At 69.9% G+C, this 22,977-nt stretch carries 17 protein-coding genes; 10 read left to right on the forward strand and 7 right to left on the reverse strand.

Annotation, left to right across the window (positions count from 1 at the left end; translation table 11 throughout):
- Positions 1-43: 43 nt before the first annotated feature.
- Both ETAA1_RS09570 and pruA read right to left on the reverse strand, forming a co-directional pair.
- Positions 44-1,321, reverse strand: coding sequence for a phenylacetate--CoA ligase family protein (locus ETAA1_RS09570; protein WP_145236847.1), 1,278 nt, complete (start codon positions 1,319-1,321; stop codon positions 44-46).
- A 111-nt stretch (positions 1,322-1,432) separates the two neighbouring features.
- Positions 1,433-4,465: an L-glutamate gamma-semialdehyde dehydrogenase gene (pruA, locus tag ETAA1_RS09575; RefSeq protein ID WP_145236850.1), complete on the reverse strand. Its 3,033-nt coding sequence runs from the start codon at positions 4,463-4,465 to the stop codon at positions 1,433-1,435.
- Positions 4,466-4,587: 122 nt separating this feature from the next.
- Here pruA and ETAA1_RS09580 point away from each other — a divergent pair, with 122 nt between their 5' ends.
- Positions 4,588-5,412 (forward strand): serine/threonine protein kinase, encoded by an 825-nt coding sequence (locus ETAA1_RS09580; RefSeq protein ID WP_238389403.1) that lies wholly within the window; start codon positions 4,588-4,590, stop codon positions 5,410-5,412.
- Between the two features lie 18 nt (positions 5,413-5,430).
- Here ETAA1_RS09580 and ETAA1_RS09585 read toward each other — a convergent pair whose 3' ends face one another.
- The gene (locus tag ETAA1_RS09585; protein WP_145236855.1) at positions 5,431-7,131 is read right to left on the reverse strand and encodes a cytochrome c family protein; all 1,701 of its coding nucleotides are present in this window, start codon (positions 7,129-7,131) and stop codon (positions 5,431-5,433) included.
- A 39-nt stretch (positions 7,132-7,170) separates the two neighbouring features.
- Positions 7,171-8,607, reverse strand: a complete 1,437-nt coding sequence (locus ETAA1_RS09590) for a hypothetical protein (RefSeq protein ID WP_145236858.1) — start codon at positions 8,605-8,607, stop codon at positions 7,171-7,173.
- 151 nt (positions 8,608-8,758) lie between these two features.
- Here ETAA1_RS09590 and ETAA1_RS09595 point away from each other — a divergent pair, with 151 nt between their 5' ends.
- The 3 genes from ETAA1_RS09595 (at position 8,759) to ETAA1_RS09605 (ending at position 10,825) form a co-directional block, all read left to right on the forward strand.
- Positions 8,759-9,274: a hypothetical protein gene (locus ETAA1_RS09595; protein WP_145236861.1), complete on the forward strand. Its 516-nt coding sequence runs from the start codon at positions 8,759-8,761 to the stop codon at positions 9,272-9,274.
- Between the two features lie 70 nt (positions 9,275-9,344).
- Positions 9,345-10,241, forward strand: coding sequence for a dihydrodipicolinate synthase family protein (locus ETAA1_RS09600; RefSeq protein ID WP_202920797.1), 897 nt, complete (start codon positions 9,345-9,347; stop codon positions 10,239-10,241).
- A gap of 74 nt (positions 10,242-10,315) precedes the next feature.
- Positions 10,316-10,825 (forward strand): PilZ domain-containing protein, encoded by a 510-nt coding sequence (locus ETAA1_RS09605; protein WP_145236867.1) that lies wholly within the window; start codon positions 10,316-10,318, stop codon positions 10,823-10,825.
- Positions 10,826-10,832: 7 nt separating this feature from the next.
- Here ETAA1_RS09605 and ETAA1_RS09610 read toward each other — a convergent pair whose 3' ends face one another.
- Positions 10,833-11,297, reverse strand: coding sequence for a hypothetical protein (locus ETAA1_RS09610; RefSeq protein ID WP_145236870.1), 465 nt, complete (start codon positions 11,295-11,297; stop codon positions 10,833-10,835).
- Positions 11,298-11,362: 65 nt separating this feature from the next.
- Between ETAA1_RS09610 and aspS the strand changes: the two genes are divergently transcribed.
- The 3 genes from aspS to ETAA1_RS09625 all read left to right on the forward strand — a co-directional run bounded on the left by aspS (position 11,363) and on the right by ETAA1_RS09625 (position 16,572).
- A complete protein-coding gene (aspS, locus tag ETAA1_RS09615; RefSeq protein WP_145236873.1) occupies positions 11,363-13,234 on the forward strand; it encodes an aspartate--tRNA ligase in 1,872 nt (623 codons plus the stop codon).
- 93 nt (positions 13,235-13,327) lie between these two features.
- Positions 13,328-13,723, forward strand: a complete 396-nt coding sequence (locus ETAA1_RS09620) for a response regulator (protein ID WP_145236876.1) — start codon at positions 13,328-13,330, stop codon at positions 13,721-13,723.
- An 86-nt stretch (positions 13,724-13,809) separates the two neighbouring features.
- Positions 13,810-16,572, forward strand: coding sequence for a M16 family metallopeptidase (locus ETAA1_RS09625; RefSeq protein ID WP_145236880.1), 2,763 nt, complete (start codon positions 13,810-13,812; stop codon positions 16,570-16,572).
- A gap of 45 nt (positions 16,573-16,617) precedes the next feature.
- Here ETAA1_RS09625 and ETAA1_RS09630 read toward each other — a convergent pair whose 3' ends face one another.
- Positions 16,618-18,993, reverse strand: a complete 2,376-nt coding sequence (locus ETAA1_RS09630) for a heme-binding protein (protein ID WP_145236883.1) — start codon at positions 18,991-18,993, stop codon at positions 16,618-16,620.
- A 262-nt stretch (positions 18,994-19,255) separates the two neighbouring features.
- Here ETAA1_RS09630 and gmd point away from each other — a divergent pair, with 262 nt between their 5' ends.
- The 3 genes from gmd (at position 19,256) to ETAA1_RS09645 (ending at position 22,745) form a co-directional block, all read left to right on the forward strand.
- Positions 19,256-20,251: a GDP-mannose 4,6-dehydratase gene (gene gmd / locus ETAA1_RS09635; protein WP_145236886.1), complete on the forward strand. Its 996-nt coding sequence runs from the start codon at positions 19,256-19,258 to the stop codon at positions 20,249-20,251.
- A 92-nt stretch (positions 20,252-20,343) separates the two neighbouring features.
- Positions 20,344-21,297: a GDP-mannose 4,6-dehydratase gene (locus ETAA1_RS09640; protein WP_145236889.1), complete on the forward strand. Its 954-nt coding sequence runs from the start codon at positions 20,344-20,346 to the stop codon at positions 21,295-21,297.
- Positions 21,298-21,416: 119 nt separating this feature from the next.
- Positions 21,417-22,745, forward strand: coding sequence for a UDP-glucose dehydrogenase family protein (locus tag ETAA1_RS09645; protein WP_145236893.1), 1,329 nt, complete (start codon positions 21,417-21,419; stop codon positions 22,743-22,745).
- On the opposite strand, the gene ETAA1_RS09650 is transcribed toward ETAA1_RS09645, so the two are convergent.
- Positions 22,742-22,960 carry a hypothetical protein gene (locus ETAA1_RS09650; RefSeq protein WP_145236896.1) on the reverse strand — a complete coding sequence of 73 codons (219 nt, stop codon included), beginning with the start codon at positions 22,958-22,960 and terminating at the stop codon, positions 22,742-22,744. The genes ETAA1_RS09645 and ETAA1_RS09650 overlap by 4 nt on opposite strands.
- Positions 22,961-22,977: the final 17 nt, after the last annotated feature.

Consider the following 22,977-nt stretch of genomic DNA (forward strand, 5'->3'; position numbering starts at 1 on the left):
GGGGCGGGGCGGCAGTTGTTTTAGGAATCGCGGGACGCCCGTTCTACTTGTGGTGGACGAGGCGGCGGGCCTTCAACTCGAAACGCGGCAGCGACCCGCATGCCGCGGGAGTTACCTCGACGCGGAATAGCAGCTCGTCGCGCACGGCCCGCCCGACAGACTCCGCCAGCGCCGGGCCGTCGTGCCCGTCGGCCGGCTCCACTTCGATCCGCAGGTCGGCCAGCGGCCCGGTGTGATCGACGTGGATACGGTACTCCGCGACCGTCGGGAAGCGGCGGACGATCGCCTCGATCGCGGCCGGGTACAGGTTGTTACCGCGGACGTGGATCATGTCGTCGGCCCGGCCGAGGATGCCGCCGGCGAGTCTTCGCCAGGTGCGGCCCGCGGGGTCGGGCGTGGTGGCGAGGCGGACCAAATCCCCCGTGCGGTAGCGGACCAGCGGGCTGCCCGTGCGGCCCAGGTTCGTCAGCACCAGCTCACCGTACTCCCCGTCGGGCACGGGGTCGGTGCCGTCCGGCGTCAGAATCTCGCAAAGGTACTCGGATTCGAGCAGGATCATCTCGCCCGGCGTGTCCACGGCCTCGACCGCGACGGGGCCGATCTCCGTCATCCCGTAGTGGTCGAAGACGCGGGCGCCCCACACCTCCTCGATGCGCCGCCGCGTCGCGGGGATGGTGCCGCCCGGCTCCCCGGCCACGACGAGCATCCGCACCGAACTGCCGGCGAGGTCGATCCGCTCCTTCGCCGCCAACTCCGCGAGGTGGAGGGCGTAGGTGGGCGTGGCGAACACGACCGTGGCCTCGTGCTCGATCAGGAAGCGCAGCCGCGCCGTGCTCGGCATCCCGCCGCCGGGTAGCACGAGCGCCCCGTAGCGGGACGCGGCTTCGAACGCACTCCAGAAGCCGATGAACGGCCCGAACGAGAACGGGAAGAATACCCGGTCCGCGGGCGACAGCCCCATGACCGGGAAGCTGACCTGCCAACAGCGGAGCACGGCCTCCCACGATTCCGGCGTGTCGAGCCAGCGCAGCGGCCGGCCGGTGCTGGTGCCGGAGGTCTGGTGCAGCCGCGAGTACCGTTCGATCGGGAAGCTGAGTGCGGAGCCGTAAGGCGGGTGCTCGGCCTGGTCGGCGGCGAGTTCGGGCTTGGTCGTGAACGGCAGGCGGGCCAGGTCGGCGGGGCCGCGGAGGTCGTCGGGGCGGACGCCGGCGAGCTTCCGAGCCAGGAAGCGGCTGCCCGGCAGGACTTCGGCCAGCAGCGACCGGAGTCGCCCGAACTGGGCGTCGCGCAGGGTGTCGGGCGGGGTGGCCGGCGTGAGCATGGAACCCGGGGGAGCCGGGACGGCGGGCAGGCGGGGGCAGTCTAGCCGCGGGACTGCTCCAGGGCGATACCCGCCCCGACTTCCGGGCTTACAGCCTATGAAAAAGGTGCCTCACTCGCCCGCCCCGGCCTCGGGGGCAAAGCCGCGGCGAAGTTGGTTTTCGGTCACCGTCCGAGGCAGTACGAACTGCAACAAGTAGTCCGGGCCGCCGGCCTTCGAGCCGATGCCGCTCAGCTTGAACCCGCCGAACGGCTGGCGGTCCACCAGCGCCCCGGTGCACTTCCGGTTCACGTACAGGTTCCCCACCCGGAACCGCCGTTTCACCGCCGCGATATGCTCGGGGCTGCGGCTGTACACGCCGCCGGTCAGCGCAAACTTAGTCCCGTTGGCGATCCGCAGCGCGTCGTCCAGATCGTTCGCCCGGGTCACCGCCAGAACGGGGCCGAAGATTTCCTCCTGCGCGATCCACGCGCCTTCCGGCACGTCCGCGAACACTGTCGGCCCGACGTACGTGCCCTGTCCGGCGAGCGGCCCCAGGTCGGTTTCGTAAGCCAGTCGTGCCTCGGACTTGCCGCGCTCAATGGCGGCGCGGATGCGGTCGCGGGCCTCGGCGTCGATGACCGGGCCGAGCGACGCCCCCGGCTCGTCGGCCGGGGCCACCGTCAGGCTCCTGGTCGCCTCGATCAGCCGGGCCAGGAACTGGTCGTAGATGCCGGCCAGCACGATGGCGCGGGAGCCGGCCGAGCACTTCTGCCCGGCGTAGCCGAAGGCGCCGTCCACGACTCCCTTGACGGCCTCGTCCAGGTCGGCGTCCGAGTCCACGATCACGGCGTTCTTGCCGCCCATCTCGGCGATGACGCGCTTGACGAACGCCTGCCCCGGCGGCGTCCGCGCCGCCTGCTCCTGGATCAGCAGCCCGACCTTCATCGACCCGGTGAACGCGATGACCGCCACGTCCGGGTGGTTCGTCAGCACGGGGCCGATCACCTCGCCCTCGCCGGGGAGGTAGTTCACGACGCCCGGTGGTGCGCCCGCGGCCTCGAAGCACTCCATGAGCTTCGCCGCGATCACGCCCGATTGTTCCGCGGGCTTCATGATCGCGGGATTGCCCGTCACCACCGCGGCGGCCGTCATGCCGGTGAGGATGGCGAGCGGAAAGTTCCACGGGGCGATGACCACGGCGACGCCGCGCGGCTCGTAGAAGGTGGTGTTGTCCTCGCCGGCCACGTCGCGGCGGTGGGGGGTGTGCAGCTTGACGGCTTCGGCCGCGTAGAAGTCGCAGAAGTCGATCGCTTCCGCCACGTCGGCGTCGGCCTCGCGCCACGGCTTGCCGGTTTCGAGAATGATCCACGCCGACAACTCGAAGCGGCGGCGGCGGAACTGGTTCGCCACGCGGCGGAGCAGGGCGGCGCGCTCGTCGACCGGTGTGTCGCGCCAAGTGTCGAAAGCGGCCTGCGCTGCGGCCACGGCGGCGTTCGCTTCGTCCACGGACGCGGAGGCGGTGCGGCCGATCAGCTCCGCGGTGCGCGACGGGTTCACGCGCTCGATCGTGGCGCCGACCGGCAACGCCCGCCCGCCGACGATCGCCGGGTACGTGCGGCCGAGTTGCTGCCGCACCGTCGCCAGCGCGGCGCGCATGGCGGCGCGGCTGTCTTCGCGGGCGAAATCGGTCGGGGGCTCGTTCTTGAATCGTCCTTCGTCCTTCGGCACTCGTCCTTCGGCGGGCGCGGCCTGCGGCCTCGGATGGTCCATCGGTGGGTCCTCGAATGACGAATGGCGAATGACTGGCGACGCTGGATCGGAGAGGAGCACCTCCTCGGCGGCCCCGTCGGCGAAGCTCGCTTTCAGGAAGGAGTCGTTCGACGAGTTCTCCAGCAGCCGGCGGACGAGGTACGCCATCCCTGGCAGCAGTTGGCCGTAGGGCGTGTACACCCGCACGCGGTGGCCGAGCGAGCGGACCGCGTCGCGCAGCGGGTCGGCCATGCCGTACAGCATCTGGAACTCGAACCGGCGCGGGTCCACGCCCTTCGCCTCCGCGGCGGCGATAGCGTGCGCCATGCTGCGGACGTTGTGCGACCCGAACGCCGGGACGAGCCAGTCGGAGTGCTCCAGCAGGAAGTCGGTGCAGCGCTCGAAGCAGGCATCCGATTCCGGCTTGCGGGTGAACACCGGCACCGGCCAGTCGTTCTGGGCGGCGATCACCGTCTCGTAGTCCCAGTAGGCGCCCTTCACGAGCCGCACCGTAACGCGGCAGCGGCGCTCGTCGCGCGCCCACTTCATCAGCGCGTCCAGGTTGGCCTCCGTGTCGCGGAGGTACGCCTGCATGGCGATGCCGACGTGCGGCCAGTCGCGGAACGCCGGCTCCGTCAGCACGTCCTTGAAGATGCGGAGCGTCACGTCCTTGAAGGCGTGTTGCTCCATGTCGAAGTTCACGAACGCGCCGCCGGCGCGGGCCGCTTCCAGGATCGGCCGCAGCCGCCGCAGTACCGCCCGGCTCGTGCCCTCGGGGTCGATGGGGTCGAACTGCGAGTAGAGGGCGGACAACTTCACCGACACGTTCACCCGCGGGATCGGGCCGCGGTCGTCGCGGTCCGTCAGCGGGTCGTCCGCCCACCCGGCCGCCTCACGGCACAGGCCGGCGAGCAACTCCAGGTACTGCTTCTGGACGTGATCCGCCTCCACCTCGGTGATCGTGGCCTCGCCGAGCAGGTCGATGGTGAACGCGAACCGGCGCGCCCGTAGCGCCCGCACGGTGGCGCTGACCTCGGGCACGTTCGACCCGGCGATGAAGCGGCGGGCCATCTGGCGGGCGCCGGTGCGAGCGGCCCACGCCAGCAGCCCGCCGAGCGGCCCGCCGCGGGGCATGACACTCAGGCCGGCCCGCACCCAGCGCGGCAGGTCGCGCTCGGCCTCGCGGAGGTACTCGGCCAGGTGGCGGGTGATTTCCGGGGTCGTCTTCAGGTACGGCAGCGTGTCCACGAAGCGGAACAGCTGAACCTTCAGGGCGGGGTCGGACGTACCGATTCCCATGAGGCGGTCGTCGAGCCACGCCTTCGTGAGCGGCACTGGGCCGGAGCGGTCGATGCGCGCGAAGACCTCGCGGCCGATCTGACGGGTGCGGGCTTCGGTGTCAGCGGCGGTCATGTTCTCCCCCACGGCGGATCGTTTGCCGCCGGCCCGGGGTTCCGTTATGATTGCGGGTCGATCGTTCGACTTGCGGGTCCGGCACCGGGGGAGAGGCTGTGGACAAGATCGGCAAGTTTAGTGTGGTTCAGACCCTCGGGAGCGGGGCACACAGCAGCATTCTACACGTCCGTCGAGAGGAGGACGGCAAGGACTACGCCCTCAAGATGGTCCCGATCGACGGCAAGGACGACTTGAAGTACCTGGAGCAGGCGAAGCACGAGTTCCGCGTCGGCCAGATGCTCAACCACCCGAACTTGGTGAAGGTGTATTGCCTGGAGTTGGAGCAGGGCTGGTTCAGCGGGCCGAAGAAGGCCAAGCTGCTGATCGAGTACGTGCCGGGCACCACGATGGACCAGCTGCCGCTACTCCGCCAGCCGAAAATGCTGCGCGTCTTCGAACGCATCGCCGACGCCCTCACGCACATGCACAAGCAGGGCGTCGTCCACGCCGACATGAAGCCGAACAACCTGATTCTCGGGCGTGGCACCGCTGTCAAGGTGATCGACTACGGGTTGGCGTGGATCAAGGGCGAGCCGAAGGACCGGGTGCAGGGGACGCCCGAGTACATCGCCCCGGAGACGGTCGCCCACAAGCTGGTGAACGAGCGCACCGACATCTTCAACTTCGGGGCCACGATGTACCGACTGGCGACGCTGCAACTGCCGCCGTCGTGCGCGCCGATGGGTGAGGGGCTGAAGGTGACGGAGAAGTACTACCGCGAGCAGTACCGACCGGCGAAGGAGCTCAACGCCGGCCTGCCGCCGGCGCTCGCGGAGCTGATCGACGGGTGCCTCAGCTTCAACGCCAACAAGCGGCCCGAGCGGATGAGCCAGGTGCAGGGCGTACTCGACCAGTTGGCCGACGAGGCGGCCGCGAAGTGCGACCCGGCGGTGCTGGAGGATTGAGGGCGGGCGGCCCGCGCCTCACTTCTTCCCCGCCCCGTGGACCACCTTCGGCCAGTACTTCGCCAGGTCGAAGTGCGGGTCGTTCTCGCCGTCGTGGCACTTCGTACACGCCGCCGACACCGCGTTCACGATCCGTTGCTGCGCGGCCGGCAGGTCCGTCAGCCCGCCGGGGCCGCCGACCGGCGCCTTGGCGATCCGCTCGAACGTCGCCACGTCCGGCAGCCGGTCCGTCGGCGTCAGCTTCCACGGCGACAGCAGCTTCAGCAGGTCGGCGTCGCGCGGGGCGCTCATGTGCCCGCTGCCGGGGCCGTGACAGCTCTCACAGCCCACGTCCTTGAGCGCCGGCGTCTTTTCCGTGCTCTCGAAGCCGGTCTTCACCCCGTACCCGACGGTGTGGCAGACGATGCACTCGGGGTCGAACTGGCGGTTGCCCGGTCGCTTGGCGTACACCTCGAGCGCCTCGTAGGCGTGGCCGTGCTTGCTGTCCTTCCACTTGGCGAATTCGCCGGCGTGGCACCCGAGGCAGCGCTCGCTGCCGACGAAGCTCAGGTTCAGCTCCGGCTTCTGGAGTTGCGCCGAGTGCGGCGTGCGGGCCACCTTCGCCAGGAAGTTCCGCTCCTTCACCTGCTTCGTGTAGTCCTCCAGCAGCCCGAGCACGGTGTTCCCCTTCGCCGCCTCGTCGCCCTCGGGCGTGAGGAACTCCTCGCCCAGCGGCACGAGCTGGTACTGGAGGTCGAACGATCCGTCGGCCTTGCGGAAGACGCCGAGCGCCCCGACGTAGCGGCCCTTGTGCCCGACCTGTACGAGCAGCGTCTTGCCGATCGTTTCCGGGTACTGCGGCGGCTCGGGGTCGTCGGCCTGGCAGAGCACCACCTGGAATTCGGGCCGATCGGCGATCACCTTGCGGGCCTCGTCCGCGGTCCCCTGGTAGAGCAGGACGTTGAGTTTCGGCCGCTTCGGGTGTGCCGCCAACTCCTTGACCGCGGCGTCGAGAACGTCCTTATTGCCGAGGAACCCGAAGCCAGTGGCCGAGCCCTCGACGGCCTTCGCCACACTCGGCCCGACGACACCGACCACGCCGACGGGCACGCCGCCGATGTCCGCGACTTCGGTCAGGCCCACGAGCGGCCGCTTGCCGTCCGGCGCCGGCGGGAAGTACTGCTCGCGCGGGATCACGGTCTCGCCGGCCTTCCCGGCGATGTTCCCGCCCAGGCTGAACGGCGCCCGCTCCTTCTGCAGCGCGTACCCGGCCACCACCTGGAGCAGGTCGCCGTCGAACTCGCTCTTGCCGACGCCGACGGCGAGGTACCCCATCTCGCGGAGGGCGTTCATGCCGGTGACGTACTTCAGGAGCCCCTGCTCCTTCACCGCGGACTTGGTGGGGTAGAAGTCGCCGAGGTCGACGCCGGCGACGGGCCAGCCCTTGGCCTTGAGGCGCGAGACGAGGTTGGCCCGGCGTTCGAGGCCGCCGGTCTGCGGGCGGCTGCACCCGCACGGGCTGAGAAATCCGAACGTCTGGCCGGACAGGATCAGCGCTGCTTCGGGGCGGCCCGCGGGCCAGGTCGAAAAGACCTTCGTGCCGCCGACGCTCGGCCACGCGCCCGATTCCGGCGGCGGGGGCGCGGGCGGCGGCTGCGCGACGGCGTCGTAAACGAGTCCGACGACGAGGGCGGCTAGCGCCAGAAGGCCGACGAGCCGTGTGCCGTTCCGCTGGAGCATCGCCGTCCCCCTTGCGTCCTGCCCGCGGGGCTCGCCCGCCTACAACACCCCGCGACCGCGGACCGGGATGCGGATGCGCTGCGGGTTCGGCCCCTTCAGCTCCAGCACCACCAGCCCGTCGGTCAGCTCCCCCTGCACCCGGTTCGCCGGCACCCGCACCGTCAACTGCCACTGGCCGCGGCCGCCGCCTTCCGGCAGCTTCTTCAGCGACACGTCGAGGAAGTCCGGCTGGGTCGTTCCGGGCACGACTACCAGCGGCGCGTCGGGCTGGTCGGTGCTCAGCAGCACCGTCTCGGCGGCGCCGCCCTGGTGCTTGAACGATCCGAGGTTCAGTTCGGTCGCCCCGCCGGCGATCGTGACCGGTCCGGTCACCGCGGCCTTCACGCTAATCTTCCGTGGATCGGCCCCGGGCACGCCCGTGTCGATCCACACCTCGCGCTCGAGCCGGCCGATGTCCGGACGAGCGTCGCCGACCCGGCCGACGACTGTGACCGGGATGCGGTACGCCGACCGCACCCGCACCGGCTGCTTGGCGCGGGCGGTGTAGTCGGCGGCCAGCGCCGCCAGTTCGGCGTGCGGCACCGGCTCCGGCGGGCCGGTCGTCACGAACGGCCCCGGCGGCGCGCCGCCCGGGTTGATCACCCGGGCGGTCAGCCCCGGCAGTTCGCCCGGCCCGCGGGTCGACGAGTACACCGTGACCACATGCGTCCGGCCCTGGGTGTTATCGGCCAACTCCCCGGCGTCGATCGCGGATTTATCCACCTCGGCCGGCTGCGACTGGGCGTAGAAGATGGAGAACAGGTCGTCCGGCTGGAGCGGCTGGCCGGCCTCGTCGAACGTGGCGAACCGCGCGCTCAGCGGGACGCGTGGGTTCGGCTTCACCTTGAAGTTGAGTTCGAGAATCCCCAGCGGCATGGCCCACGGGCTGCCGGTCGCCGGCGGCGGGATGGTGTAACTGACGTTGCCTTCGAGGAAGGTGTGCGCCTCCCATTTCAGTTCGTTGCTGAAGACGGTGCCGGCCCCGGCCATGCCGGTGGGGCAAGCCGCGACGGGGCCGAACGGCAGGACCGAGAAGCCCGCCATGCGGTAGAGCACTTCCGCGGCCGACGGCGGGATGACGGCGACCCGCGCCCCGCTGCACGACCCGCAGTTCACGCCTGCGAGCTTCAGCGTGACCGGCCCGGGGTGCCGGTTGCGGAACCAGAACTGCGTCGCGTTCGTGACCTCGCCGGCCTCATAATACCCGGTGAACGCCACGTCCTGGAGGCTGGTCGTGTTGTCCGGCAGAAGCGTGCCGTCGCCCAGTTCCCACTTCCGGGTGGTGGTGAAGTACTCGAGCGCCCGCGTGGTCGGGACGAGTTGCTCGTCCTTCTTGTCCGGCTCCTCGGGGGGCTTGTGCCACGAGAACACGGTGACCGCGAACACGATCCCCATCAGTAGCGCGATCGGCAGGAGGTACTTCAGCGCGGACTTCATGGCCGACGGTCCCGGGCGGGGGGGTGTTTTCATTCTACGAGACGCCGCGGACCGGGGTTCGGGTCGGCGGTTCCGGCAGATTCGGCACACCGCGGGGGATCGTACTGCCGATAGAAGCTTGGTAACCCCGGCGCCTGCGGAGGGTCCGTCTATGCGGCTCGCGCTCCAGACCGTCCCCGCGGCGTGTGTGTTCCTGGCGTCGTGCGCCGCACTCCCGGACCACCCGCCGCACCGCGAGCCGCGCGTCGTCGAGCGGACGCCGTTGCCGCGTGTCCCCCCGCCGAACACGCTGGAACGGGCCGGCAACTCGAACTGCGTCGCCCCGTGGGCCATCCCCGGCGTGACGAGCCACGAGAGCGGTGGGTATATCGGCGGCGGCAGCCTGTTCCACAACAACCGGCCGCTGGCGAAGGGGATCGGCAGCACCGCGGGCGCGCCGGGCGACGGCACCTTCGGGCTGGACTTCGTCGGCTTCGGCCACCGGCCGGGGCGGGTGTTCCTGGCCCCGAGCCCGGACCCGTCGGCCGGGGTGGCCATCGCAGACAACTACAAGACGGACACGCACTACCCTAAGGACGTGTTCAACATCCGGCCCCTGCGCAAAGCGCTGGTCGAGAAGCGAGAGGAAGCGCACGAGCGGCGCGAAGGCGGCGAGGGGCACGAGTAGTGAGCCACCCGATGCCGCGGGTGGGCTTCGAGCCTGTAAGACAGCTTCACACCTGATGTGGAGCCCTCCCATGCCCCCGCCGTTCGCCGGCATCTGGCCGGCTATGCTCACACCCACCACGTCCGACGGTCGGGCCAACTTGCCCGCCTGCGAAACGCTCGTCGATCTGTTCGCCCGCCAGCAACTCGGCGGCATTTATCTCGTCGGCTCGACCGGCGGCTGGCCGCTGTTCAGCGTGGCGGAGCGGAAGGAGATCGCCGCAACCGTCGTGAAGGCGGCCGCGGGACGCATCCCCGTGATGGTTCACGTCGGCGCCGTCAGCACGGCGGACGCCGTCGAGCTGGCCGAGCACGCCGCGGGGCTGGGGGCGGACGCCGTCTCGGCGGTGGGGCCGATCTACTACAAGCATCCGGCCGAGGTCGCGTTCGGGTTCTACCGCCGGCTCGGGGCCGCGACACCGCTGCCGCTGTTCGCTTACCACCTGAGCGGCGTCAACCAGTCGAGCCTCGGCCCGCGTGATGTCGCCGCCCGACTGCTGGACATCCCGACCGTCGCCGGGATGAAGATCACCGACCACGACTTGTTCCCGTTCGGCCTGATCCGCGGCGTCGCCGGCGACCGGCTGCGGCTGTTCAGCGGGGCCGACGAGGTGATGTGTCACGCCGTACTGAGTGGGGCGTGCGGTGCGATCGGCACGTTCTACAACCTGTGGGGGCCGAGCTGCGCCGCCGCCCGCGCCGCCACCGAGGGCGGCGACGTGGCCGCCGGGCGGGCGTTCATGCTGCGGTTCCAGTCGGCCATCGCCGACGCCCTGGCCGGCGGCGTGTGGTCGTTCCTGCGGGCGGGGATGCGGCTGAAGTACGGGCTCGACGTGGGGATGCCGCGGCCGCCGCTCGGGAGTAGCGACGGGGTGTGGAGCGACGAGCAGGTCCGCGAGCTCCTGGCCCGGGTGGACGGGCCGGCGTGACCCGTTTTTCCGCCCCCGCCGTAACCGTGTGCTACTGTTCAACGTGGTGCCGCGCGGCGGAACAGGGTGCCCCGATGACGCTCGACCTGTTGATGACGACGGTGCGGGAAAACCTGCCGGCTGCGGTCGGGGGGACGGTCGCGGTTCTGGTGCTCGTTTTCCTGGCCGTGCAGCAGGCCCGACGGCGCCGGGTGATCGACCCGAGCCGGCTGGTGCCGACGGCCGCCCCGCCGACCGCCGAGAAGGCCGAGGCGTGGGCACCGCCCGAGCAGTCGTACGCCGACCGCCGCGGCGCGGTCCGCCGCGAGGGCTCGCCGGTGCAGGTGCTGGTGTCGTCGTCGAGCCTTCGGAACGCCGTGAACGACGCCTACGTCGTAGACCGTTCGACGGGCGGTCTGAAGATCGTGATGCAGGCGGCGGTCCCGCCGGGCAGTACGCTGCAAGTGAAGGCGGTGAACGCCCCCGACACGGTGGGGTTCGTGACGCTCATCGTCCGCAGCTGCCGCAAACACCCGGAACACTTCGAGATCGGCACCGAGTTCGAGAAGACGCCGCCGTGGAACGTGCTGCTGCTGTTCGGGTGAGCGTCCGCTACCGTCCCATTTCCAGTGCGAAGTCGCCCTCCACATTTGTCCCACCGTTCCCGGGCGCCTTCCACGTCCCCCGCAAGCTCCGCCCCCGTAGCACGCCGTCGTAGGGCACGTCCAGCACCGGCACGGTGGACTGCGCGAGCGTCGTCCCCACCGACCGGAAGCGGACCGCGTGCCCCTGCCCGACCGGCGCCGGCGTCACGACGCCCTTCACCACGTACGTGACGCGGATTGGCCCGGCCACCTCGTCGAGCTCGGCCTCGAACCGGTCGCCGTGTCGGCGTGTCACCGTGAGCACGGCCTGGAACGCCGGCGGGGCGGGGGCGCCGCCGCGGAACGACCCGCGCTGCGACAGCGTCCCAACCCACTTCGTGCCGGCCAGGATGGGGTCCACGTCCGGAAGCGGGGTCGCCCCCACGCCGGCCGACAGGGCGGTCGCCGCCAGCACGCACAAGGCCCGGAGCATGACGGCCCCCTGAGTCGGGAATCGTGCCGGGCATATACTACGCCCATTTCCCAAGAGGCAGTCTCATGGCCGAGTGGCAGCGGACCCACACCTGCGGCGAACTGCGCGACTCGCATGTCGGGCAGACCGTCACCCTGAACGGCTGGGTGCTCATCTCCCGCAAGTTCGGCAACCAGGTGTTCGTCGACCTGCGCGACCGCTACGGCCTCACGCAGATCGTGTTCGAGGCCGACAACGCCGAGTTGTTCGCCACCGCCGACAAGATGGGCCGCGAGTGGGTGCTCTCCGTCACGGGCGTGGTCCGCGCCCGCGTCGCGGGGAAGGATCGCACCGACGTGGCCACCGGCAGGATCGAGGTCGAGGCGAAGGCGCTGACGGTGCTGAACGCCTGCCCGCCGCTGCCGTTCAGCGTCACCGAGTTCCCCGACGAGGAGCCGGCCAACGAAGACCTGCGGTTGCAGTACCGCTACCTCGACCTGCGCCGCCGCAGCATCCAGGGGGTGCTGACGCTGCGGCACCGCATGAACAAGGCGATCCGCGACTACATGGACGAGCGCGGCTTCCTGGAACTGGAGACGCCGCTGCTGGGCAAGAGCACGCCCGAAGGCGCCCGCGACTACCTCGTGCCGAGCCGCGTCTTCAACGGCGAGTTCTTCGCCCTGCCGCAGTCGCCGCAGCTGTACAAGCAGTTGCTGATGATCTCGGGGTACGACAAGTACTTCCAGATCGCCCGCTGCCTCCGCGACGAAGACCTGCGGGCCGACCGGCAGCCCGAGTTCACCCAGCTCGACGTGGAGATGAGCTTCGTCGAGATCGACAACGTGCTCGGCCTGATGGAAGGCCTGGCCGCGGACATGCTGCAAAAGTGCCACGGCATCACGGTGCCGACGCCGTTCCCGCGGCTGAAGTACGCCGACGCCGTGCTCCGCTACGGCTCCGACAAGCCGGACCTGCGATTCGGCCTGGAAATCGTGGACGTTTCGGACATTGCCGCGGAGAGCGAGTTCACGGTCTTCAAGAGCGTGCTGGCGGCCGGCGGCGTGGTCCGCGGCATCAACGCGAAGGGCGCCGCCGACAGGTTCAGCAACAGCCAGCTGAAGCCGGGCGGCGAACTGCCGAAGCTCGTGGAGGTGTACAAGGCGAAGGGGCTGGCGTGGATGAAGGCCGAGGGCGACAAGCTCACCGGCAGCATCGAGAAGTTCTTCCCCGACGCGGTGAAGGCGAAGCTGAAGGAGAAGCTCGGCGTGCAGCCGGGCGACCTGCTGTTGTTCGTCGCCGACAAGGCCGAGCTCACCGCCAACGCCCTGGGTGCGCTGCGGTCGCACCTGGGTTCGGCGCTCAAGCTGTACGTCAACTGGTGGGAGGAGAAGGCGGCGTGGGACGCGACCGAGGGCGCGGCGGCGAAGAAGGAGAAGCGGGCGGCGAAGCCGTTCGCCATGCGGCCGGAGCACTTCAACCTGCTGTGGGTGACCGACTTCCCGATGTTCGGCTGGGACGACGAGGAGAAGCGCTGGGCGGCGATCCACCACCCGTTCACCGGCCCGATGGACGAGGACGTGCCGTTCCTGGAGAGCGACCCCGGCAAGGTGCGGGCGAAGGCCTACGACCTGGTGCTGAACGGCTACGAGGTCGGCGGCGGCAGCATCCGGATTCACCGGCAGGACGTGCAGAACACCGTGTTCAAGCTGCTCGGCATGGAGTTGGACGAGGCGAAGAAGCGGTTCGGCTTCCTGCTGGACGCGCTCCAGAGCGGCGCCCCGCCGCACGGCGGCATCGCCCTGGGCCTGGACCGGTGGTGCATGATCCTGGCGGGGACGACGAACATCCGCGACGTGATCGCCTTCCCGAAGAACCAGAAGGCCCGCGACCTGATGACCGGCGCCCCCGCCGCCGTGGACGCCCGCCAGCTCCGCGACCTGGGCGTGAAATTGAGTTGACGGCATAACCCCACCCGCCTCAGCACGTAGGGTGGGGCACGATTACCACCGACGGCACGAACGTTGCGGTTCCTCACACACGGGGAGCCGCTAATGATCACCTCCGAGCCGATCCTGCGCGTCCTCTGCGTGGACGACAATCGCGACGCTGCCGACACGCTCGGCGTTCTGCTCGAACTCTACGGCTACCTCTCGCGCGTATGCTACGACGGCGCCAGCGCACTGGAGGCGGCCGAGGAGTTTCGCCCGGACGCGGTCATCCTCGACCTGTCGATGCCAGGCATGCCCGGCGACGAACTCGGCCGCCGACTTCGGGCAACCGATTGGGGCCGTTCGCTGCCGCTGGTCGCCCTGACGGCGCTCAGCGGCGACGAGGCCCGCGAACGGACTGCGGCCGCAGGGTTCGACCTGCACCTCGTGAAGCCCGTGAACCCCGACCGGCTGGCGAACGTGCTGGCCGACATCGTCATCCTCCGCGGCGACGTCTGAGAGCCCGGGGACGGCCGTCCCCGGGTTCCGCTCCTTGCCTACACTACTTCCCACCACCCACCTCTCCAGGAAGGGAAGGCTGCCGCATGTCGCTCCGCCTGTTCGCCGCCGCCGTCGCGGCCGCGCTCCTGAGTTCACCCGCCACCGCCGCCGACCCCCCGGCGTCCGTGCCGCCGAGCCGCGCCGCGGCCGACGCGGCGCTCGCCCGCACCGCCGCGGCCATGCTCGGCGGCGCCCGCACCGTCACGCTGCCGAACGGGCTGCGCGTGTACCTGTACCCCATCGCCAACTCGCCGCTCGTCACCACGATGGTGGCCTACCGCGTCGGCAGCGCCGACGAGGAGCCCGACCAGACGGGCCTGTCGCACTACCTCGAACACCTGCTGTTCAAGGGGACCGACAAGCTCGTCCCAGGCGACGTGGACCGCGCCACACAGCGGAACGGCGGCGCGAACAACGCTTACACGTCGGAGGACATGACGGTCTACCACTTCGACTTCGCCGCCGACCGGTGGGAGATCGCGCTGCGGATCGAGGCCGACCGGATGCGGAACACCCGCATCGACGAGAAGCACGAGTTCGCGCAGGAGAAGGGGGCGGTGGTCGCCGAGCTGGCCCAGGGCGAGGACAGCCCATGGGGCATCGAGTTCAAGCGCATCCTGGCGCTGCTGTTCCCGGTCGGCTCGCCGTACCACCACCCCGTCATCGGCACCGAGGCGCACGTCCGCGGGGCGACCGCGGAGATCATCAAGCGGCACTACGACAAGTGGTACCACCCGAACAACGCCAGCCTCGTCATCGTCGGCGGGTTCGACCCGGCGAAGGCCGAGCCGCTGGTCCGCGAGCTGTTTGGCACCATCCCGCGGCAAGACCTACCGGCCCGCAAGCCGGCCGTGGCGCGGCCCGCACGCACCGAACCGGCACGGGTCGAGTTCCCGTCCAAGTTCGACGTGCCCAGGCTGCTGATGGGGTACAACACGACGACCGTCCACGACGCCGACGACGCGGCCCTCGACGTGATCAGCCGGGTGCTGTCCGACGGGAAGACGAGCCGGCTGTACAAGAGGCTTGTCGAGGACGAACGCGTCGCCGCCGAGGTGGACACCGGCAACTACACCGGCAAGCTGCCCGGGTGGTTCGCCGTGAACGTCGAGCTGCTCCAAGGCAAGGCCCGCGCCAAGACCGAGGCACTGGTGTTCGCCGAACTGGAGAAGCTGGCGAAGGAGCCGGTGTCGGACGCCGAGCTGAGCCGGGCGCGGCGGAAGATTCTGGCCGGCTTCGTGTTCGGCCGGGAGAGCGTCCACAACCTCGCCGACACCCTCGCCCGCGCCAGCGTCTACACCGACGGTGGCGACGCCGTCGCCTTCTACCAGACGTACCTGAACCGCGTCGCGGCCCTCACCCCCGCCGATATTCAGAAAGTCGCGGCGAAGTACTTCGCCCGCGCCAACGCCTCGATCGTGTGGTCGGTGCCGCCGGCCGACGGCAAGGCCGGTTCCGCCCCCGCGGCTCGGCCCACGACCGGCCGTCACGCCCGCCAGGAGGCGCCCGGCGGCGGCGGCTTCACGCTGACCGCGGCGAAGAAGACCGTCCTGCCGAACGGGCTGACGCTGATTCTGATGGAGGATCACCGGCTGCCGATCGTGGTGGCCCGCGCCGCGGTGAAGGACGTGACGCTCCGCGAGCCGGCCGACAAGGCGGGCATCGCCACGCTGGTCGGCGACCTGCTCGAAGAGGGGGCCGCGGCCCGCACCGGCGAGCAGATCGCCACGCTGATCGCCGACACCGGCGGCAGCCTCAGCTTCGGCTCCGACGGCGCCTCGCTGAGGATGCTGGCCCCCGACGCCGACCTCGGCCTGAAGCTGATGTTCGAGTGCCTCACGAAGCCGACCTTCCCGCAGGACGCCTTCGACCGGCAGAAGGAGAACCAGCTCTCCACCATCGCCGACAGCGAGACGCAGCCGAAGGTGAAGGCTCGGCAGCTGTTCAACAAGCTCGTCTACGCCGACCACCCCTACGGCCGGCCCGGCCTCGGCACCAAGGCGACCGTCGGCAAGCTGACGCAGGCCGACGTGAAGGCGTTCCACGCCACTACGTTCGCCCCCAACGCGACGGTCGTCGTGGTCGCCGGCGACTTCAAGGCCGACGAGATGGCGAAGCGTGTCGAGGCGCTCACGAAAGACTGGAAGAAGGTGGACCTGGTCCCCGCTGACGCTGCGGCCCCGGCGAAGGGTACGGCCGTGACGGAGAGGATCGTGTCGGACAAGTCGGCGGCGCAGGTTCACGTCTACGTCGGCCACCTCGGCGTGACCCGGCAGCACCCGGACTACTACAAGCTGCTGGTGATGGACAACGTCCTCGGCGTCGGGCCGGGCTTCACCGACCGCCTCTCCAGCACGCTGCGCGACCGGCAGGGGCTGGCCTACACGGTGAACGCGAGCATCGCCGGCTCGGCGGGGAATCAGCCGGGGACGTTCACCGGCTACATCGGCACCTTCCCCGACAAGTTCGTCCTCGTCCGCGACAGCTTCGTGAAGGAGATCACCCGCATCCGCGACGAGCCGCCGACGGCCCAGGAGGTAGACGACGCCAAGAAGTACCTGCTGGGCAGCCTGCCGTTCCGCTTCGGCACGCTGTCCGGCGTCGCGGGGCAGTTGCTGAGCGCGGAACAACTCGGCCTCGGCTTCGACTTCCTGGACAAGTACCGCAAGGAGGTTGAGGCGGTCACCGCGGCCGACGTGCAGGACGTGGCCCGCCGGCACCTCGACCCGCGGGGGCTGACGATCGTCGCGGTCGGACCGATCGACCCGAACGGGGCGCCGCTAGCGGCGCCGAAGAAGAAGAAGTGAGGTGTCAATAAGCCCACCCGTTGCAACGGGTGGGCTTTCTGCCCGTTACCCCTCCGGGTTCCGGTTCCCCTTCTGGTACGGCAGCCGGACGCCCTGGAAGAACACCTGATCCGCCCGCAGCACCGCCCCCAGCACGTCGTAGCCCACCTGCCCGGCCACGGTCGTGATGTCGTCCTGGTCCACCCCGTCGCCGGACACGCCAAACCCACCCGACAGCACCGCCGTGGCGCCGGCGACCTTGTACAGCGGGGCGCTGCCGGGGAAGAAGACGATGCCGTTCTGGTTCAGAACGTTCCCCTGTTGGCGGAAGTTCGTGCCCGGGTTGAAGCTGTCGTACCCCACCACACTCTGGTACGCCGACGCCGGTTTCGCCGGGCCGACCAGCCGGCCGGTGTTGTAGTCGGTGCCGGCGATGTCGTCGTAAAGCTGCGAGAACGGGCCGGCGGGGTTGCCGTCGATTCCCTCCGGGAACCGTGGCAGGCCGAGGTAGCGGAACGTGCGGTTGGTGAACGCCGTCCCTGCCGGCACGCCTGGCACCTGGTCGATCGGCTGGAGCTGCGCGGGGTCGGCGTAGTACATCACGTTCCGCGCCTTCGCCACCGCCACGTCGATCGAGAACACCGTGGCGTCCGACTGGCGGAACAGGCCGACAACGTTCCCCTGCCGGTCGGTGACGGCGAACACGAACTTGGCCCGCGAGCCGAGCGGCAGCCGGATCGCGGCGCGCGTCAGGTTCGACTGTACGACCGACTGCGTGATGATCCGCTCCACGTCGGCCTTGCTGATGCCGTCGCCGTCGTGCGGGGCCACGAGCCACCCCTCGGGCACGACCACGCCGCCGCGCAGGAACACGTCGTCGCCATCGCCTGGGGTGCCGTTCGCGCCGGGGTCCACGGGCACGTTCGCGCCGTCGTCCGGGCTGCCGCGGCCGACCACCGCGCCGACCTGGAGCACGCGCTCGGTACCTTCCTGGGCGCCGCCCTGGCCGAAGATGTCGAGCTGGATGCCGACGAGGTCGATGCGGCCGGTGGGGAGGCCGAACCCGGCCGGGAGCGCCGCCCCATTCAGCGGGAACTGCACGGGGCTCGGCTCGATACCGGGCGTGACGGATACGACGGTGCCACCCACGGCCGCGTAGGCGATCCACTCGGCTTCCAGCGTGCGGTCCGGCTTCGTGGGGTCGTAGGTGAACGACAGCGACGAGTTCTCTTCGGTGGCGAAGCCGGTCTTGCCCGGGAAGAAGACGCCGATGCCGCCGACGACCTGACCGTTCTTGTAAATCGGGATGCCGCCGGGCAGCGTGGCGATGCCGCGGCTCTGGGCGCGCGGGCGGACGCCGGACGCGAAGCCGTAGGACTCCGGCGCGAACAGCGCCTGCCCCGCGGGCACGAACGCCGGGTCAATGTTGAACCGCTGCGCCAGGGCCACGTCGTCCGCCGTCCCCTTGATCCCGTCGTCGCCGGGGTGAACACTGGAGTCGCGGTTGGTGTGCTCGATCTGGAACAGGTCCACCTGCGGGGTGAAGGCGATGCCCGGCGGGAAGTGGTTGCCGACGTTTGTGGCCGCGACGAATCCCGGACCACGCTGGGTCGAGTTCGGGTCGGTGATGCTCGGGTTCGACTCGATCTCGCGCTGCGTGATCGTGCTCTGGCTGATGAACTGCACGGTCCGGCTCGTCAGCGGCGCCTGGTTGTTGCCGAAGAACGCCCCGGTGCGGGCCTTCGCGAGCGCCCCGTCGATGGCGAAGACGAGGTTGTCGACGTTGCCGGTAATTTCCGGCGCGACGCCGCTCTCGACGCGGGTGCCGAGGATGCGGCCGTTGCGGTCGGTGATGACGATGATGGCGTCGGAACTGGCCGACGCCGCCGACGCGCGGCGGAGCAGGGCGTTCACCTCGTCGGCGGTGATCGTCTCCGTGACCGCCGGCAGCGGTGGGCCGGCGTCGGCGAGAATCCGGTCGCCGGCCGCGGGGAAGACCACGTCGTCGGGCCGGACGCGGATGAGTTCGTTGACGCCGCCGTCGCCGTTGAACGTGTTCATCCCGGCGCCGCCGAACAACACGTCGTCCCCGCCGTCACCCGTGAGGCCTGTCGCGCCGCCGCCGCCCACCAGCTTGTCGTTGCCGGCGCCGCCCATCAGGTCGGCCGGCTGCGTGACGGACCGGTCCACCTTGATCACGTCGTTCCCGCCGGCGCCGTCGATGGCGATGGCGGTGACGGCGGCCGACGCCACGCGGCCGATCTCGGCGGCGCCGTCGTACACGACGAGGTCGGTGCCGCTGAGGAAGACGGCGATGCGGTCGTCCCCGTCGGTGCCGGCGACGGCCAGTGTGGTATCGACGAGCGCGGCGACGGCGGGCACGTCGCGCGGTTCGAGCCGCTCGACGTGCAACAGGCCGGCTTCCGTTCGGGGGTCGGTCATCGGCACGCTCCGGGGCCGCCGGCGGATCGACCGGCATCACCCCCCTTATCGGCACGGCCGGTGGGCGAAGTTGGGCGGAAATGGCAGTTTCGCTGAAGTTTCGGCGCTCCGAGCCGGCCCAGTCCGGGGTTGGGGTTGTTCGGCGGCTCCGACCCCGGACGGGGCCGGCTCGGGGGCATTGGTCGTTCCCCCGCACGGGGAATAAACCAGACGCATCCGGGGGCAGACCCGCGGGCCGGACATCGTTCCACGAAGGGCAGACATGAAGCGGGCGCTCATCACCGGGGTGACGGGGCAGGACGGCAGCTACCTCGCCGAGCTGCTGCTGGAGAAGGGGTACGAGGTCCACGGCGTCGTCCGCCGGGCCAGCACCGAGACGTTCGAGCGCATCAACCACCTGTCCGGCAAGATTCACCTCCACCAGGCCGACCTGCTCGACCAGCTGTCCATCATCGACGTGATCAAGGAGTCGAATCCCGACGAGGTGTACAACCTCGCCGCCCAGAGCTTCGTGCCGACGAGCTGGAAGCAGCCGGTGCTGACGGCCGAGTTTACCGCCACCGGCGTGACGCGCGTGCTGGAGGCGATCCGCCTGCTGGGGAAGGAACGCATCCGCTTCTACCAGGCGTCGTCGAGCGAGATGTTCGGCAAGGTGCAGGAGGTGCCGCAGACCGAGAGCACGCCGCTGTACCCGCGCAGCCCCTACGGCGTGGCCAAGGTGTACGGCCACTGGATCACCATCAACTACCGCGAGAGCTACAACATGTACTGCTGTAGCGGCATCCTCTTCAACCACGAGTCGGAGCGCCGCGGCCGCGAGTTCGTGACCCGCAAGGTCACCGACGGCGTGGCCCGCATCAAGCTCGGGATGGCGAAGGAACTGCGGCTCGGCAACCTCGACTCGAAGCGCGACTGGGGCTTCGCCGGCGACTACGTCCGCGCCATGTGGCTGATGCTCCAGCAGGACACGCCGGACGACTACGTCATCGCCACCGGCGAGACCCATACCGTGAAGCGGCTGGTGGAGTTGGCGTTCGCCGCGGCGGGGCTGAACTGGGAGAACCACGTCGTGATCGACCCGGCGTTCGTTCGGCCGGCGGAGGTCGATTTGCTGATCGGCGACCCGGCGAAGGCCAAGGCGAAGCTCGGGTGGAAGCCGGAGGTGACCTTCGAGCAGCTGGTGGAGCGGATGGTGAAGGCCGACCTCGCCCGCCTCCAGGGCCAGCCGCTGCCGGACTTCAAGGCCCGGGGGATCTGAGCATTGATGAATTGTGATTGAAGATTGATGAATGACCGGACCGGACCGGCGTTCTGCACAATCATCAATCCGCACTCATCAATCATCAATCCATGCGAACGCTCATCACCGGCATCACCGGGTTCGTCGGCGGGCATCTCGCCGAGCGGCTTGCCGCCGCGGGGCACTCCCTCGCCGGCGTCGGCCGCTCGGCGACGTGGCCCGGCCGCCTGGAACACCTCGCCGGCACCGCCGAACTTCACGCCGCCGACCTGCTCGACACCGGCCGCGTCGAGGACGTGTTGAAGCAGGTTCGGCCCGAGTGGCTGTTCCACCTCGCGGGGTACGCCAACACCGGCGGCTCGTTCCGCGAGCCGGGGTCGTGCTGGCGCGACAACCTCGACGCCACCCGCAGCCTGTACGACGCCGTCGTCCGCTCGGGCGTCCGGCCGCGCATCCTGTTCGTGTCCACCGGCCTCATCTACGGCGACCCCGACGCGCCGGACGCCGCCTGCGACGAGCGGACGACGCTGAAGCCGGCGAGCCCTTACGCCGCAAGCAAGGCCGCCGCCGACATCGTCAGCTACCAGTACACCCGCAGCGCCGGCCTCGACATCGTGCGGGTGCGACTGTTCAACCAGATCGGTCCGCGCCAGAGCGCCGACTACGCGGTCGCCAACTTCGCCCGCCAGATCGCGGCCGCCGAGATGCGCCGACAGGAACCGGCCATGACCACCGGCGACCTGTCCGCCCGCCGCGACATCACCGACGTGCGCGACATGGTGGCGGCGTTCCCGCTGCTACTGGAGAAGGGGAAGACGGGCGAGGCGTACAACGCCGGCCGCGGCACGACGTACCGCATCCAGGAGCTTCTGGACCGGCTACTCGCGCAGGCGACGATCCCGATCGAGGTGCGGCAGGCGGTCGAGCCGGGCCGCAAGGCGGACACGACGATCACGCGGGCGGACACGTCCAAATTACGGGCCGCGACCGGCTGGGAGCCGCACATCGCGCTGGACCAGACGCTCGCCGACATCCTCGCCGACTGGCGCCAACAGGCCGGCTGACGAACACCGAGCACGACCACAAAAGGGCACGAAAAGACACAAAAAGTCAGTCTCCGACCGGCTTCCTTCTTGTGTCTTTTCGTGCCCTTTTGTGTCCAATCCTGACTTGGGATTTCGACATGAAAGTTACCGTCGTTGGCACCGGGTACGTCGGGCTCGTCACAGGCACCTGCCTGGCCGAGAGCGGCAACGACGTGACGTGCGTCGACAACAACCCCGCCAAGATCGAGACGCTGAACGCCGGCAAGCTCCCCATCTACGAGCCTGGCCTCCTCGAACTCGTGCAGCGGAACCGGCACGACGCCCGCCTCAGCTTTACGACCGACCTGCGCACCGCCGTCCGCGCCGCGCGGCTCATCTTCATCGCCGTCGGCACCCCGCAGTCCGAAGCCGGCGACGCCGACCTGACGGCCGTGTTCGCCGTCGCCGACGCCATCGGGGCGGCGCTGAAGGACGAGCCGCCGGGGCCGCCCGGTTCTCGCGTCGTCATCACCAAGAGCACCGTCCCCGTCGGCACGAACAAGGCCGTGGCCGGGCGGCTCGCCGCGGCCGGGTGCCCGCACGTCGAGGTCGCCAGCAACCCCGAGTTCCTCAAGGAAGGCGCCGCGATCGACGACTTCATGAAGCCCGACCGCGTCGTCGTCGGCGTCCGCCGGCCCGAGGTCGCCGAGGTGCTGCGCGAGCTGTACGCGCCGTTCCTCCGCACCGAGCGGCCGTTCCTGGTGATGACCCCCGAGTCGGCCGAGATGACGAAGTACGCCGCGAACGCCATGCTCGCCACGAAGATCAGCTTCATCAACGAGATGGCCAACCTGTGCGACCGCCTCCACGCCGACATCAACGACGTGCGGAAAGGCATCGGCCACGATCAGCGCATCGGCTTCCAGTTCCTCTTCCCCGGCCCCGGGTACGGCGGGTCGTGCTTCCCGAAGGACATCGAGGCGGTCATCGCGATGGGCCGCCGCACCGGCCTGCCGCTGAAGCTCATGCAGGCCGTGGATGCCGTCAATGACGACCAGAAGCTGGTGTTGTTCGGCAAGATCGCGGCCCACTTCGGTGGCGACCTGGCCGGCAAGACGCTGGCGGTGTGGGGGCTGGCGTTCAAGCCCCGCACCGACGACATCCGCGAGGCACCGGCCCTGACGTTGATCGACGAACTGCTCGCGGCCGGCGTGAAGGTTCGCGTCCACGACCCGGAGGCGATGGAGAACGTGCGAGCGCTCTACGGCGAGAAGCTCTACTACGCCGACAAGCCGTACGGGGCGCTGGAGGGGGCCGACGGGCTGGCGATCGTGACCGAGTGGCCGGAGTTCCGCAACCCGGACTTCGAGCTGATCCGCCGGCTGCTCGCGGGGCACGTCGTCTTCGACGGCCGCAACGTGTACGACGAGCGGACGATGAGCCAGTACGGGTTCACCTACTACGGCATCGGCCGCGGCAAGCGTTAGGCCGCGTCGGACGATCGCGCGCCGCCGGTCGCGTGCCACTGCGGCCCGACCTGTGGGTCGCCGAGGCCGCGCAGCAAATCCACCACCGCCGCCCGGTACGACGGGAACACCCGCCCCTCCGCCGGCAGGTCGCCGACGAACGCCGGCAGCCGCCCACTCGGCAGCCCAGCGTACAGGTGATGGACGCCGTGCAGCGGCTCGTGGAACAGCAGCACCGACAGCGCCTTCCCCG

It is taken from the genome of Urbifossiella limnaea (assembly GCF_007747215.1).
Lineage (GTDB): Bacteria > Planctomycetota > Planctomycetia > Gemmatales > Gemmataceae > Urbifossiella > Urbifossiella limnaea.